Here is a 12,510-nt window from a genome sequence, read left to right as displayed (position 1 = left end):
ACCAGAAAATACGAGTACAACAAACACGATGATAATTACTATCGTGAAAACCCTCATAAAAAGAAAAAATCCTTTTTAGACGATATTTTTGACTTCTAAATGTCTCACTGCAGCCGGTTAGTTAATGATGAATTGCTTTGTGTGGAATTCATTCTTGCCTGCCGGCTTATCGTTCAAAAGATCCCGATCAAATATTCGATTCAGGTTATTCCCAGCCAGATCTTCGAGTCTGGAATCTATTTTCAGATAGTATATCCCGGCGGCCCATGGTGTTTCCGGATAAAACAACAACGACCTTTCATTGGCCCCCACAGATACTTTTCCATTTAAAGGCCTTCCGGCGCGGCGAATAATCGTGATGGTGTTAAAAAGTAGTGAATGGTCCAGCGATTCGTTGAACGAAATTGAAAGAGCTTGTCTGGATCCCGACACCGGAAGATTCATTTTCCAGGTCGAGGGGTTGGGTGACTGAGTGTCTTTTCTCCCAGTGAAGAATTTTTTGGAGTGCTGCTTGTCAAGCGCCGCGCCTCGCAGATCTGTCCATTCCGGTGATATAACAAGAGTGTAAGTACTCCCGGATTGCAAAGGGTTACCTTCTTTTTCATTTGGCTGAAGGCCTCTCTTAATACGTCCAGGATCCAGCCATATAGTTAGCTGTTTGCCCTCTTCGTCCCACAATTCGGTATTAAGATTTAGAAAGATATCCTTAAGGGTATCACCCTTCCCGTCCAACATAGTTAAATACCTTTCTGAGACTCCCTGACGCACGGGTTTAGAAAAATTTAGATAGACCTTCAAAAGATTCTCTGGTAAAGTGTCTGCCGATGGATAAACTGCTAGCAAAGTGACATCACCAACATTAGTTCGTCCGGGAATGGAAAGGCCAGATAATAAACGGCCTTGGAAAATGATCTGGTAATCCGTCCCTGGTGTCAATTCGATTAACGGTGTGAAAAGAATCCCGCCATCATTCTGCGTGTATTCTCCCAATATATTCTCCGGTTTACCGGCTATCCTTATAAAGATCTCTTCATCAAGATTATCTTCATTTATGCCTTTAACTAAGTCTGAAGGAATAAATATGGCAACCGATCGGCCTTCTTTCTTTATCACGGTAATTTCCGCCGGGCGTCTCTGATCGCTGCAGCTTGAGAATACGGTCACAAAAAAAACCAGGTTACACAAAATGTATAACCTGGTTTTCGACAATGTTATAAGCTTATAGATCTTTTCCATTAATAGTCAGAAGGTCTGTACTGCCGGCAGGACTTTTTTGGATGAGGACAACGCGTCCATCATCAAGTTTGTCCATTTGAGTGACATTCTTACGGGCCGAAACTTCAAATGGAACTCCTGCATAAGTAGAAGTAGCTTTTTCAGTCAGGGAGCCTTGAAACGACTCAATATCTTTATGTTTTAATTTTGCTGCAGGGCGGCTTGAATTTGCCATGAGCAGATATTTTTCACCACCGCTGTTAAGCGTTAGTATATCAGCAGGAGTATTGCCATTGCCCATTTCAGCAACTGTACGGCCTTTAACGTGGGTACCAGGCTTAAGATCATCAAGCGCAAAAACTACCAGCGGAGTACAGGTATAACTGGCAATTAAATAATTCTTGCCATTGATGGTGGAAGTAGTAAATGTGCGTATTGGTGCATTGGTTTCATATCTGCCATGTGCAGCATGATAAATCTCAAGAGATGATGATTCCTGTTGAGTGTTAAACGGATAAGGGATACTGCGAAATGTTGATGCAAATTCCTGGTTCGAAATCCCGCTTAACATCAGTTTTCCATCCGCGTATGCGATGTCAGAGATCGCGGCAACACGCATTGATCTTCCTCGTTGGTCTTTAGCGTCCGGAGCTGGTACATTGTTGAGTGCAAGTGTAGAATAAGAAACATTTTTTAGCGGTAGAGATTGAAGTTTGCCATTTTCAAGACGAAGAATAAGTGGTGTTCCATCACTATTCTGCACGGCAAAATAGATCTTTTTAGACAGGGGATTCACAGCCATATCTGTAATAGTGACATTTTCAGGGGTTGTACCCAGCGAAGCCGCTATTTTCTGATCAATGTTCTGTATGTCTGCGGCCTCCGCCCGGGCATTTCGCTTCGAATCCCTGGTATCAATAGCAAATACAGTGGCGCCCTGAGAATCACCAATAAATAAAACTCCTTCAGGACCGAACGTAAGCGAGCTTACGGATTTGATTACAGGTGTACCTTTCGTAAAGCCACTCAAAGCATTGTCCGAACGGCCCATGGCAGCGGTAAGGCCGATAGCGGTGATGGCTGCCCCAAGGATAAAATAGTTTTTCTTCATGTTAGGAATGCTAATGTGATGAATTTCCGGGTCGGCGACCCGCTTATACCAAATATAATTAATTTATAATCCTGACTTACAATATATTATACCTCCAGCCACATGGGTAAATCATTTCCGGCCTGATTCATACGTATTCCATTGCCGTCGGTATCCGTAAAACGTACAGAAAGCATCCCTAAATGACTTTCTTCAGGGCCGTCAAACGCAACGTTCTCAGATTGCAACTTTTTTATGACTTCCGAAACAACATCTCTTAAACGCTATCATTTTATGTCAAGTCCATCAAATTAAGTTAGTGAATTATTACATTTGACCACTTCTATACAATAGCCATTGTTTTTAACGAAACAACGCAGCACGTTAGGGGGACTTAATGATAATAGGATGAATACTCAGGAAGCTTACGACATCTGGTCGGAGATATATGACACAAACATAAATAAGACACGAGATCTTGAAGCAACAGCTATCAGAGAAGTCCTTACTGGCATCGTCTTTAAAAGATGTCTTGAAGTTGGCAGTGGAACAGGGAAAAATACTGAATGGCTTATTACAAAGGCTGAGGAAGTAACCTGTATTGACCTTTCTGAAGCAATGCTTCACAAGGCAAAAGCGAAAATCAAGTCTGATCGGCTGACTTTTCATCAGGCTGATATTACAAAAGCCTGGAGTTTTGCAGAAGGTGCATTTGATCTGATAACCTTCAGCCTGATGCTGGAACATATTGAAGATATCAATGATGTTTTCAGAAAAGCGGCGGCTCATACAGTCGCCGGCGGATATGTTTATGTAGGCGAACTCCATCCGTTTAAACAATATTCAGGCAGTAAGGCAAGGTTTGATACCGAAAGCGGACAACAGATAGTCCCGTGTTTTAATCATCATATCTCAGATTTCGTTAATGCTGCAACTGAAAACGGGTTTAGCATCGTTAAACTGAATGAATACTTTGATGATAATGATAGCTCTGCCATTCCGCGAATTCTTACCTTGCTTTTAAGAAAAAAGTAATGGTAAAAGAAGAGACTTGTCGTGAGCTGGCCCTTTCTTTTCCGGAGACCAACGAGGCTCCTCATTTTGAGAAACCTTCTTTTAGGGTGGCTAAAAAGATATTTGCCACTCTAAATTTAAAGGAGAACAGGATATGCGTTAAGCTATCAGAGATAGATCAGGACGTTTTTTCTGCATTCGACAAGGATGTCATCCATCCTGTCCCTAATAAGTGGGGGAAAATGGGCTGGACCCTGGTTGACCTGGGAAAGGTTAGAAAAGATATGCTTGCTGATATTTTGACGATGGCATACTGCGAAGTAGCTCCTAAAAGGCTAGCCGACCTGGTTAATAAGCCTGATAATTCTAATGATATATGATTACTAAGGAGAATAAGAAAGCTTGCATTTTTAACTGGAGTGGCGGGAAGGATAGCTCGCTTGCACTTTATCACTGCCTGAGTAATCCTGAGCTTGAGATCAGATATTTGGTTACTACTGTAAACGACAGTGCTAACCGGATCTCAATGCACGGGGTGCGTGAGGAACTGCTGATCAGCCAGGCTGAATCAATTGGTATTCCACTTTATCAGATCCGGCTTCCTGAAATGCCAGGTATGAAAGAGTATGATGAGGCGATGGCGAAACACCTTCAAAAATTCAAAGATGAAGGTATTACACATTCCATTTTTGGAGATATTTTCCTGGAGGACTTAAGAAAATATCGCGAAGGACGCTTAGCCGAGGTTGGATTAAAAGCAATCTTCCCCTTATGGAAAAAGGATACCTCCGACCTTATTCATGAATTTCTTGATCTGGGCTTTCGTACTATGATCGTTTGCACCCAGCACTACCTGGAAGATTTTTCGGGTAAGGAAATTACAACAGAGCTTATTTCAACATTCCCTGAAAATATTGATGTATGTGGTGAAAATGGCGAATTTCATACGTTTGTATTTGACGGACCGATATTCAAATACCCAATAAGAATTGAAGTCGGGGAGAAGATCTTTAAAGAATTTAAAGCACCTAAAGATGCTGACGATAGCTGTATATCAGACATCAAGGTGTCTGACGAGAAATCAGGATTTTGGTATACGGATTTGGTGCCCGTAAATTGACTTACGAAGTCTATTTTCCGTTATGCCGGTGACTTCGTCAGTCTGTTACTAAGGCCAGACTGGCGAAGTTCCCTGCTTGTCGGCTATTAAACTTCGCAAGTCAGGGCCACATTTGGATTCTTTTACCTAACTTTGCAAAATTATTTTGAAGGTGTAGTGCTTTCATATTAAAAGCATACACATGAAAAAGATAGTTGACTACCGGAAGCTTCTGGAAGTAGATAAAAATGCAGACCTGCAAACCCTTAAATCAGTGTACAGAACGCTGATGAAGACCTGGCATCCTGATAAATTTACTGAATCGATTGAAGCCAGAGAGGAAGCTGAAGAGAAAAGCAAGACGATAATCGAAGCTTATCACTTTTTGGTAAGTATTGCACCGGAAACACGGAATCAGTCGTTTGCTGAGTATACTATAACTACAACAACTTCTATGATCCTGGATTTTGACTACCAGTCGCAGGTTCTTAAAGTAAGCTTTACTGATGGCAGCGTTTACGAATACTTTGATGTTCCGAAGGCTGTTTATGTTAAGCTGATCAATGCAGACTCACCAGGCCGTTTTGCGAGAAGGCATATATATAACAACTTTGTGTACAGAAGTACCAGCAGGATCGCTGCCAGCGTTTAAGCAAGTTCTTATAGACTTCACGCATTTCAGAGAGTGTTAACAGACAAATATCTATACTTAGAATATTATATTTGTCTTGTAGCTTATTCTCATGTATATCCCAAAATTTAATTTAACTACAGACAGGGACGAACTAGTTTCGTTTATGCAACGCTTCAGCTTTGCTACGATCATAAGTATCAAAGAGGATGTTCCTGTAGCTACGCATTTGCCTTTTTTAGTTGCTGTCCGGGAGGATAAGGTAGTGCTCACCTCGCACTTTGCGAAAGCCAATGATCAGTGGAAGGATCTGGAAAGCAATAAAATACTGGTAATCTTCAGCGAGCCGCATGCTTATATCTCTACAAGCAATTATGATAAGGAATTGAATGTGCCGACATGGAATTATATTTCCATACACGCTTATGGAACTGGCAAGTTACTGATGGAGCCCTTAAAAGCGATGGAAGTTATAAATTCAACGATCAATAATTTTGAACTGTCTTACAGGCAACAGTGGGATACATTTCCGGACGAGTTTAAATCGAAAATGCTTAATGGGATTGTTGCTTTTGAGATTGAGGTTAGTGATCTTCAGGGTAAAAAGAAACCAAGTCAGAACAGGAGCTCATCAGAGCAGGAAAAGATAATTCAAACACTATCAAAAAGTGATGATTCTAATGAGAAGATGATAGCTGCATACATGAAAGAAAGAAATTAAAGATAATAACATACTATATGGTATTCATCACTCATCTCGTTTATATAAACGAAGGACAAGAAGAAGTGTAAACATTCTTCTTACTCTTTTAATTTCAAAAACAGCCTGTAAATATTTTCCGACTGGGTAAGTACGACTAGCACAAAAATTAGCTGAAATGCCATAAGTACAGTCTCCGGTGCTAAACCCAGAATAAACTCGTCTGCATTTGACAATATGCTGTTAATTATCAGCCCGAAACCTGTGCCCAAAACAAAGAAAATAAAGGAGATCCTGAAGTTACGCCGGATTGATACCTTGTACTTCAGCTCAGCTTGTATTCGTCTCATTGTATTGTCTTCAAAGTCAGCGAATGGCATCTCCAATTTGCCCTTCCGCATTAAACTCGAAAATTTGTCTTGTGTCCCCTCCATTATTCAATAATTAAATTCTGTCCTCATTAACTTGCTGAGGACAATAAACATATTCTTTCTGCCGCGATGCAGCAATACTTTGGTGCTTGATTCTGACCATCCAGTTATTTCACACACCTCTTTTATACTTTCCTCCTGCAGATAAAACAAGCGCAGGGCAAGGCTCTCATTAGACGGAAGCTTTTTTAATGCTTCATTGATCAGGTACACCTGTTCTTCATGCTTTAATGATTCCAATACCGATTCATCCGCAATTTCATTGTCATAGTCAGCATTGAACGAAACGATCTCGCGCTTTAATTTCTTTAAGCGTGTGAGTGCTTCGTTAACCACTATCCGGTAGAACCAGGTGCTGAATTTAGACTGCTTCTTAAAGGATGCCAGGCCATTGAAAGCTTTAACGAATGAATCCTGAACCAGCTCCTGAGCGATAAATTCATCTTTAACAACAGACATAGCGACTGAAAATGCCATGTCTTTGTACTCTTTAAGAAAATACCTGAAGGCTTCGCGATCTCCGCTGCGGACTTTTTCGATGTAAATATCGTCCATGCGGGGCTTTTAGCTTTTCTTATCTACGCGGTTGGCCGCTACCATAGCCACACCTCCCGAAATACCCATTATGGCTACCTCAATTCCGTCGGCCATGTCTGCTGAGATACCGTTCAAGGCAGAAATGATTACCAGGCCGATACTTAGGCCAATAATAATGATTCCGATCTTAAGGAGTGAATTGCCCTTAGGCTTTATCACCTGATTATCGGTGAGGCCCTTTTCGATGAGAAGTAATTTCTCATTATGTTTCGCTTTAAAATAAAATATCCCCGAAATGAAGATACAGATTAGCAGGATACCACTGAGCACAAACGTAGCAGCCTGTGGATCAATGTAGAGTAATGGATTCATGGTTATATGATTCATGTGATTATTTACTCATAGGATACCAATGGAATCGCAAAGGTTACAATTATCGAAAATAGTTATTAATCGCTAGCTTTATCGACGTTCAATGCTGCAATAAAAGGACTACGGGGATTTTTTTCAATTTGGCAGTAGAGACAAGAAGGAATTGATAGTTAAGGATTAAATACAATGAAAGATTTCGACTGGACTTCTTTTACGAAGAAGATTGCGATTAAAGCAAGTATTAATGAGATTTATAATGCCTGTACAAAAGCTGCTGAACTGGAGAAGTGGTTCCTGGAAAAGGCAGCTTTTCGTAGCTCTGATAAAGTCATAGATCCTGATTTAAATGCAGTCGCCGGTTATACTTACGAATGGCTTTGGTACCTGTATGAAGACCCAATGAAAGGGAAGATTACAGAAGCAAACGGAAAAGACTTTTTGCAGTTCACGTTCGAAGGGGAATGTTTGGTGGATATTAAATTAAGTGAAGAGCAGGGTTACACCATCATAGACCTTAAACATCATAATATCCCTACGGATGATGATTCGAAGAAGTTCATCCGGCTTGGCTGCTCAAATGGATGGGCGTTTTATTTGGTGAATTTGAAGTCCGTGTATGAAGGTGGGGTTGACTTGAGAAACAAGGACGGCAGTTTAATGCCGATGATTAATAATTAACGGTTGTATTTCCAAACAATCCACTCTAATTCTCCTTTCTCCTTTCATGAACAATATTCTCTTTTTCGGTGATAGCTTAACTGCTGGTTATGGTTTAGGTAATGTGCATGATGAATCATTTCCAGCTCTGATAGGGCAGAAGATAAAAGCAGCAGAACTGGACTACATAATCATAAATGCCGGTCTTAGCGGCGATACCTCCTCCGGCGGCCTTGCCCGGTTAGATTATTGGCTGAGCCAGCCGGTAAAAGTGTTTATCCTGGAGTTGGGGATAAATGACATCCTAAGAGGAATACCACCATCGCGCACCTTCGCTAATCTTGATTTAATTGTTAAAAAGGTGAAAGCTAAATATCCTGAGGTGAAACTTGCTTTGATGGGCATGGAGATCCCATCTTTTATTCCCGGAGCTTTTGCTGCAGAATTCCGGGCAATCTTTCGGAGGCTGGCCGAATCCCATGACATGGTGTTTGTCCCTTTCTTCCTGGAAGGTGTAGCTGGCCTGGCACATCTTAATATGAAAGATGGCTTGCATCCTTCAGCTGAAGGTTACCGGATAATAGCGGAGAAGACCTGGCCTGTTTTAAAGAAGATTCTATGATTGTGGTGAACACTATGGTCCGATTCTTTTTCCAAATTAACAAAATCGTCCCGAGCCGGCAACTGTACATCCCGACAGAATTCAGACCTGAGTAAGATAAACGGGGGCGCAGCAAGTAGCTTTTGGCTGAAGAAATAGATTTTATAACCTGAAAGTTGAAGCCAAAACTACTGCGAAGAACCCGGCTAGCCGGGCCAAAGGACCACAGGTACTGCTTTCCAAAAATTGTCTCTCAGTTATATAATTAAAAGTTTCTCACTTCCGGGCTCTATCTCACTAGCCTGTTGATATACTTGTTGTTTATTGTAAACTAAACAAGCCCGCCCCGAAATTGGGACAGGCTTTCAATCAACTAAACTAAAATTATATAAAGGAAGTGGAAACACTTGTGATTTTCCAGCCGTTACCGGTATTTGCCAGGTTCAGGTAGCTTACTCTTGAAAAGTTATCGTATTTCATAGTAACCTTTACAACACTGAATGTTGGAGTTCCTTCTACCACACTAAAGCTTGTAGAGCAATTTTGCTTTACGTTTTCGCTGACTTTTAATGTATTAAGCATTTGAATTTTGTTGTGACTAATAATCTTTTCGCCTCTGGTAGAAGTAAACTTTACCTCTTTGTCAAGTACTTCCGGCAGAGGTGCGATTCTTCCCTCAGTTACTGCTGCGATGTAAGTTTTCAAAGCGTAGTTCATTTCGAGTTTTTCTTTAGCGGTACCATCTGCAGCGAAAGATGAAAAGGAGAAAGCGATTAATAATGTTGCGGCGATTGTTTTTAGAGTTTTCATAATGTTTGAGTTTTAAGTTTAATGTTCGTGTCTTTTGTTTAAATCTGCCCGCCGGTAGGCAGGTATTGTTTTCTGGTTTGTTTCGTTGATCAAAAGTATATCGTAAGATGCCCCTGACATACAGCAATTAGGCGAATGGCGAGATCTTTTCGGTGAACGACGGAAAATACTAGGTGAAAATTGATGGTGATTTTTTCACCGATCCCAAAGGTGATTTTCGCATATCATCAAGAGGCCCGAAGCCCGAAGTATTAGGCAAGTGATATGATGAAGAAACCAGTATTATGGTAATTGAGTGGAAATGTTAAAAGGAGTTAATAGGGAAGTATGCCTGCAAAATTTAATATTCCAGTCCCAATGTAAAATAGTCAATGTCCACAACTTGACCAGCCTTTACTGCAGAGATCGCTATATCTCGAGCGTAGGATGAGCGTAGGATGAACGTAGGATGAGCGTAGGATGGTGCTTACTTCACTACACCTAAAGCCTAACCATTAGATCTCAAATTAATACTGCCGTTCTAACACAGCGTTTAGCTCACTTTCAACTGTCCACTTTCAACTCTCAACTTAATGAGAGCCGCCCTCCATCATCTTCCTTGCATGGAAAACTCCCGGCAGAATAGCCTCAAGTGACTCTCGTGCGCCATTTGTGCTTCCCGGAAGAGTAACTATCAACGTATTTGCAATTGTTCCTGCAATAGACCGGCTCATCATTGCCATCGGCGTACGCATTTGACCGAAGCTGCGCATAGCCTCGGTTATTCCATCGGCATCTCGTTCCAGGATCTCGCGGACAGCATTAGTGGTATTGTCTCTCGGGCCAAGACCAGTCCCCCCGGTAGTGAATATGAATTGGACGTCGTCCTTAACCCATTCTTTGATCTGTGCCTGGATTGCATCTTTATCGTCAGGAAGGACTTTGTAGTGTAACACGGTAGCCTTTACGTTCTCCAGCATGGCTTTAACCAGCTTTCCGCTTTTATCTTCACGTGTTCCATTAGCTGTTGAATCAGAGCAGACTAACACAGCGCAGGTAGGGGTGCTTTCTGTAAAGCGGTTACGGTCACTTTTGCCACCTTTCTTTTCCAGCAACTTAATATGGCCGATTTCCAATGCGGTATCAACCGGCTTTAACATATCATAGATCTCCAGTGCGGCAACCGATACAGCGGTAAGGGTTTCCATCTCGATGCCTGTACGGCCAATAGATTTTGCTTCGCCACTAATAACAATCCCGGTGCGACTCAGAACATCCGCGCTGAATAATTCCGAATGAATCTCCGGGCTAATGAACTCAAATGTAAAGTCCATCGCATCGATTGTTACGGGGTGGCAATGGGGAAGGAGCTGAGGTGTAAGCTTAGCGCCCAGGAATCCGGCAGCACGGGCCACATCAAACAGATTTCCTTTAGGCAGTGAGCCTGAATTAATAAGTTCTATCGAGTTTGCTGAACAAAATATAATGCCTACTGCTCTTGCAGTGCGGAGTGTGACCTGTTTACTTGTGATATCGCGCATGAAACCAATTACGTATTAAAAATTACGAATTACGAATTGCAATTTACGAATGATTGGGAGTTAACTCTTGTTTTATTCGCCTAATAACTCTTCAACTTCCTGACGTAATAGAGGCAAATGTTTCATCACAATACCCCAGATGACTTCGTCGGACACAGGATCATACCCGTGGATGATTCTATTTCTTACGTCAACTAGTTTTCTCGAATTTGATATCTCAGGAGCGTTATGCTGTTTCAAAATTCTACTCATTGCCTCCCCAATGATTTCTATATTTCGCTCAACCGCACGCTTAGTCTTGAGGTCTTGTTGGTAATTGGTAAAGACTTTAGGAACGTCGATAAAAAAGCTTTCGATTTCATTTATTCCGTTCAGAATATCATAAAGCCAAGCTTTGATATCATTATCCATAAATCAATTGTCTATGATTCATTATAGCCATTCGGAAGAAGGGGTTTTTTATAGCATTCTCCTCAAGAAGATCGATTGATCTTTTGAGTATATCTTGAAGGGCAAATTTCAGATCAAAATAATTATCTGCGTAGTCCAAAACATCGACATAGTGAAAGTCAACAATGAGATCAATATCACTTTTACTATTGAACCTATCAGTGAGTACAGATCCGAAAGCATACAAAGTTTTCACTTTGTGCATTTTACAAAGCTTTATTATTGTTGCATTATGTTTTTCAACCAGTGTCATCACCACAAATCTACAAAAACTGGATGCTTTTATTGTTTATTTTCGTTCAGCCTGATCAGGGACTATAATGTCTCCTACTTTTTATAACGGATCATAAAATCCCACACCCGCTCGAAAGAGTTATAATCCATATTCTTACCGGAAACCAATGGTTTGCCGGGTTCTCTTAATGTAGGGTGCTGGTGATAGCCATTGATGATCTTATAGAGGACCACATCATTCTTGCCTTTGTATTCCTGGATCTCGACAGTTGACTTATCGCCAGGTTCTACATCAGGCAGGGTGGTGATCTTTGCTTTCTTACTTATGCCATTACGCTTAACCCAGTAGGCAACGTTCTCATCGCCGGATAGAAAGCGAGCCGTAGGTGTTGAACGGAAAGGGCCACCGCTCCATTTGATAACTGTGTCGGCTGCACCGCTGGTAATAATGATGGGAATGGGTTTCGCTTTCGGGAACTGCTCAGCGACCTGATTACTGATGGAAGAGACGAAGGGGGCTATTGCCGCTATCTTTTCCGGAATGTCAACGCTTAAGCGATAAGTCATCATGCCACCGTTTGAGCTCCCGGACACATATATACGTGACGGGTCGCCTTTAAAATCCTTTATGAAAAGATCGATAAGCGAAGTGATATAACCAACATCATCTACGCTATCAGTTAAAGGATAGCTGCCACCTAATTTATCGTTCCAGTGTTTTGCCGTAGCATCGGGGTATACTACAATGGCTTTATCGCGTTCAGCGCGGGCGTGAAACTGCGGGCCTAATACGTTTACACCTATCTGCGCGCTAGCGCCCATCCCGTGCAGGAAGAAGACCACAGGCAGCTTCACTTTCTCATCATAACCTTGCGGGATGTAATACATGTATTTACGGTCGAGTCCCTTAAATTTGACTGTTTCGGTATGAATGCCGGCGGTCTTCGCATTTTGAGCAAAGAGGAGCTGAGTAATACCGAGTATACAAAGGATTAAAAGTGAAAAGCTTCGGAGCATATAGGAGGTCTCTATTGTTGAGAATGACTGGCTTCGAACCACATTTCTGTTACGTGGTTGAATGAGCGTAATTAATATTCTTTCTTTATCAAAAATAAAAGGAGATTAAAATGGCTACCAAGAAAAAAATTG

The 12,510-nt window shown here is 41.5% G+C and carries 17 protein-coding genes; 7 read left to right on the top strand and 10 right to left on the bottom strand.

Features of this window, described 5'->3' with window-relative positions; genetic code table 11:
* Window positions 1-117 precede the first annotated feature (117 nt).
* Window positions 118-1,236 carry an Ig-like domain-containing protein gene (locus WKF69_RS12980; protein ID WP_340382491.1) on the bottom strand — a complete coding sequence of 373 codons (1,119 nt, stop codon included), beginning with the start codon at window positions 1,234-1,236 and terminating at the stop codon, window positions 118-120.
* The gene (locus tag WKF69_RS12975; RefSeq protein WP_340382490.1) at window positions 1,220-2,326 is read right to left on the bottom strand and encodes a hypothetical protein; all 1,107 of its coding nucleotides are present in this window, start codon (window positions 2,324-2,326) and stop codon (window positions 1,220-1,222) included. The genes WKF69_RS12980 and WKF69_RS12975 overlap by 17 nt, the downstream gene beginning before the upstream one ends.
* 387 nt (window positions 2,327-2,713) lie before the next feature.
* Between WKF69_RS12975 and WKF69_RS12970 the strand changes: the two genes are divergently transcribed.
* The 5 genes from WKF69_RS12970 (at window position 2,714) to WKF69_RS12950 (ending at window position 5,770) form a co-directional block, all read left to right on the top strand.
* Window positions 2,714-3,340 (top strand): class I SAM-dependent methyltransferase, encoded by a 627-nt coding sequence (locus WKF69_RS12970; RefSeq protein WP_340382489.1) that lies wholly within the window; start codon window positions 2,714-2,716, stop codon window positions 3,338-3,340.
* A complete protein-coding gene (locus WKF69_RS12965) occupies window positions 3,340-3,699 on the top strand; it encodes an MmcQ/YjbR family DNA-binding protein (RefSeq protein ID WP_340382487.1) in 360 nt (119 codons plus the stop codon). Before WKF69_RS12970 ends, WKF69_RS12965 begins: the two co-directional genes overlap by 1 nt.
* Window positions 3,696-4,439, top strand: a complete 744-nt coding sequence (locus tag WKF69_RS12960) for a diphthine--ammonia ligase (RefSeq protein ID WP_340382485.1) — start codon at window positions 3,696-3,698, stop codon at window positions 4,437-4,439. The genes WKF69_RS12965 and WKF69_RS12960 overlap by 4 nt, the downstream gene beginning before the upstream one ends.
* A gap of 181 nt (window positions 4,440-4,620) precedes the next feature.
* Window positions 4,621-5,070, top strand: a complete 450-nt coding sequence (locus tag WKF69_RS12955) for a KTSC domain-containing protein (protein ID WP_340382483.1) — start codon at window positions 4,621-4,623, stop codon at window positions 5,068-5,070.
* Between the two features lie 91 nt (window positions 5,071-5,161).
* On the top strand, window positions 5,162-5,770 hold the full coding sequence (locus WKF69_RS12950) for an FMN-binding negative transcriptional regulator (protein WP_340382481.1): 609 nt from the start codon (window positions 5,162-5,164) through the stop codon (window positions 5,768-5,770).
* An 80-nt stretch (window positions 5,771-5,850) separates the two neighbouring features.
* Here WKF69_RS12950 and WKF69_RS12945 read toward each other — a convergent pair whose 3' ends face one another.
* The 3 genes from WKF69_RS12945 to WKF69_RS12935 are packed head-to-tail and all read right to left on the bottom strand — an operon-like array spanning window position 5,851 to window position 7,104.
* Window positions 5,851-6,183, bottom strand: coding sequence for a hypothetical protein (locus WKF69_RS12945; protein WP_340382480.1), 333 nt, complete (start codon window positions 6,181-6,183; stop codon window positions 5,851-5,853).
* 3 nt (window positions 6,184-6,186) lie between these two features.
* On the bottom strand, window positions 6,187-6,735 hold the full coding sequence (locus WKF69_RS12940) for a sigma-70 family RNA polymerase sigma factor (protein WP_340382478.1): 549 nt from the start codon (window positions 6,733-6,735) through the stop codon (window positions 6,187-6,189).
* 9 nt (window positions 6,736-6,744) lie between these two features.
* Window positions 6,745-7,104 carry a DUF6249 domain-containing protein gene (locus tag WKF69_RS12935; RefSeq protein ID WP_340382476.1) on the bottom strand — a complete coding sequence of 120 codons (360 nt, stop codon included), beginning with the start codon at window positions 7,102-7,104 and terminating at the stop codon, window positions 6,745-6,747.
* A 171-nt stretch (window positions 7,105-7,275) separates the two neighbouring features.
* On the opposite strand from WKF69_RS12935, the gene WKF69_RS12930 reads away from it, so the two are divergent.
* Both WKF69_RS12930 and WKF69_RS12925 read left to right on the top strand, forming a co-directional pair.
* The gene (locus WKF69_RS12930) at window positions 7,276-7,767 is read left to right on the top strand and encodes an SRPBCC domain-containing protein (protein ID WP_340382474.1); all 492 of its coding nucleotides are present in this window, start codon (window positions 7,276-7,278) and stop codon (window positions 7,765-7,767) included.
* A 46-nt stretch (window positions 7,768-7,813) separates the two neighbouring features.
* Window positions 7,814-8,368, top strand: a complete 555-nt coding sequence (locus tag WKF69_RS12925; protein ID WP_340382473.1) for an arylesterase — start codon at window positions 7,814-7,816, stop codon at window positions 8,366-8,368.
* Window positions 8,369-8,731: 363 nt separating this feature from the next.
* Here WKF69_RS12925 and WKF69_RS12920 read toward each other — a convergent pair whose 3' ends face one another.
* The 5 genes from WKF69_RS12920 to WKF69_RS12900 all read right to left on the bottom strand — a co-directional run bounded on the left by WKF69_RS12920 (window position 8,732) and on the right by WKF69_RS12900 (window position 12,378).
* Window positions 8,732-9,157, bottom strand: a complete 426-nt coding sequence (locus tag WKF69_RS12920; protein ID WP_340382471.1) for a hypothetical protein — start codon at window positions 9,155-9,157, stop codon at window positions 8,732-8,734.
* A gap of 569 nt (window positions 9,158-9,726) precedes the next feature.
* Entirely contained in the window at window positions 9,727-10,677 is a 951-nt protein-coding gene (gene moaCB, locus WKF69_RS12915; protein WP_340382469.1) for a bifunctional molybdenum cofactor biosynthesis protein MoaC/MoaB, read from the bottom strand.
* Window positions 10,678-10,749: 72 nt separating this feature from the next.
* Window positions 10,750-11,088 carry a HepT-like ribonuclease domain-containing protein gene (locus WKF69_RS12910; protein ID WP_340382467.1) on the bottom strand — a complete coding sequence of 113 codons (339 nt, stop codon included), beginning with the start codon at window positions 11,086-11,088 and terminating at the stop codon, window positions 10,750-10,752.
* Complete coding sequence (locus tag WKF69_RS12905; protein ID WP_340382465.1) at window positions 11,081-11,332, bottom strand: nucleotidyltransferase domain-containing protein; 252 nt, start codon at window positions 11,330-11,332, stop codon at window positions 11,081-11,083. The genes WKF69_RS12910 and WKF69_RS12905 overlap by 8 nt, the downstream gene beginning before the upstream one ends.
* Before the next feature lie 122 nt (window positions 11,333-11,454).
* Complete coding sequence (locus tag WKF69_RS12900) at window positions 11,455-12,378, bottom strand: PHB depolymerase family esterase (protein ID WP_340382463.1); 924 nt, start codon at window positions 12,376-12,378, stop codon at window positions 11,455-11,457.
* Window positions 12,379-12,510: the final 132 nt, after the last annotated feature.

It is taken from the genome of Daejeonella sp. (genome assembly GCF_037719425.1).
Taxonomy (GTDB): Bacteria; Bacteroidota; Bacteroidia; order Sphingobacteriales; family Sphingobacteriaceae; genus Daejeonella.
The sequence above is the reverse complement of the archived record's forward strand: the minus strand, read 5'-3'. Positions and strand labels throughout refer to the sequence as shown.

Bases quoted from the DNA above. Each gene is read 5' to 3' on its own strand.
- WKF69_RS12970 (WP_340382489.1), top strand. From the start codon at position 2,714: ATGAATACTCAGGAAGCTTACGACATCTGGTCGGAGATATATGACACA.
- WKF69_RS12940 (WP_340382478.1), bottom strand. From the start codon at position 6,735: ATGGACGATATTTACATCGAAAAAGTCCGCAGCGGAGATCGCGAAGCC.
- WKF69_RS12975 (WP_340382490.1), bottom strand. From the start codon at position 2,326: ATGAAGAAAAACTATTTTATCCTTGGGGCAGCCATCACCGCTATCGGC.
- WKF69_RS12945 (WP_340382480.1), bottom strand. From the start codon at position 6,183: ATGGAGGGGACACAAGACAAATTTTCGAGTTTAATGCGGAAGGGCAAA.
- WKF69_RS12910 (WP_340382467.1), bottom strand. From the start codon at position 11,088: ATGGATAATGATATCAAAGCTTGGCTTTATGATATTCTGAACGGAATA.
- WKF69_RS12920 (WP_340382471.1), bottom strand. From the start codon at position 9,157: ATGAAAACTCTAAAAACAATCGCCGCAACATTATTAATCGCTTTCTCC.
- WKF69_RS12980 (WP_340382491.1), bottom strand. From the start codon at position 1,236: ATGGAAAAGATCTATAAGCTTATAACATTGTCGAAAACCAGGTTATAC.
- WKF69_RS12925 (WP_340382473.1), top strand. From the start codon at position 7,814: ATGAACAATATTCTCTTTTTCGGTGATAGCTTAACTGCTGGTTATGGT.
- WKF69_RS12935 (WP_340382476.1), bottom strand. From the start codon at position 7,104: ATGAATCATATAACCATGAATCCATTACTCTACATTGATCCACAGGCT.
- moaCB (WP_340382469.1), bottom strand. From the start codon at position 10,677: ATGCGCGATATCACAAGTAAACAGGTCACACTCCGCACTGCAAGAGCA.
- WKF69_RS12900 (WP_340382463.1), bottom strand. From the start codon at position 12,378: ATGCTCCGAAGCTTTTCACTTTTAATCCTTTGTATACTCGGTATTACT.
- WKF69_RS12955 (WP_340382483.1), top strand. From the start codon at position 4,621: ATGAAAAAGATAGTTGACTACCGGAAGCTTCTGGAAGTAGATAAAAAT.
- WKF69_RS12950 (WP_340382481.1), top strand. From the start codon at position 5,162: ATGTATATCCCAAAATTTAATTTAACTACAGACAGGGACGAACTAGTT.
- WKF69_RS12960 (WP_340382485.1), top strand. From the start codon at position 3,696: ATGATTACTAAGGAGAATAAGAAAGCTTGCATTTTTAACTGGAGTGGC.
- WKF69_RS12930 (WP_340382474.1), top strand. From the start codon at position 7,276: ATGAAAGATTTCGACTGGACTTCTTTTACGAAGAAGATTGCGATTAAA.
- WKF69_RS12905 (WP_340382465.1), bottom strand. From the start codon at position 11,332: ATGCACAAAGTGAAAACTTTGTATGCTTTCGGATCTGTACTCACTGAT.
- WKF69_RS12965 (WP_340382487.1), top strand. From the start codon at position 3,340: ATGGTAAAAGAAGAGACTTGTCGTGAGCTGGCCCTTTCTTTTCCGGAG.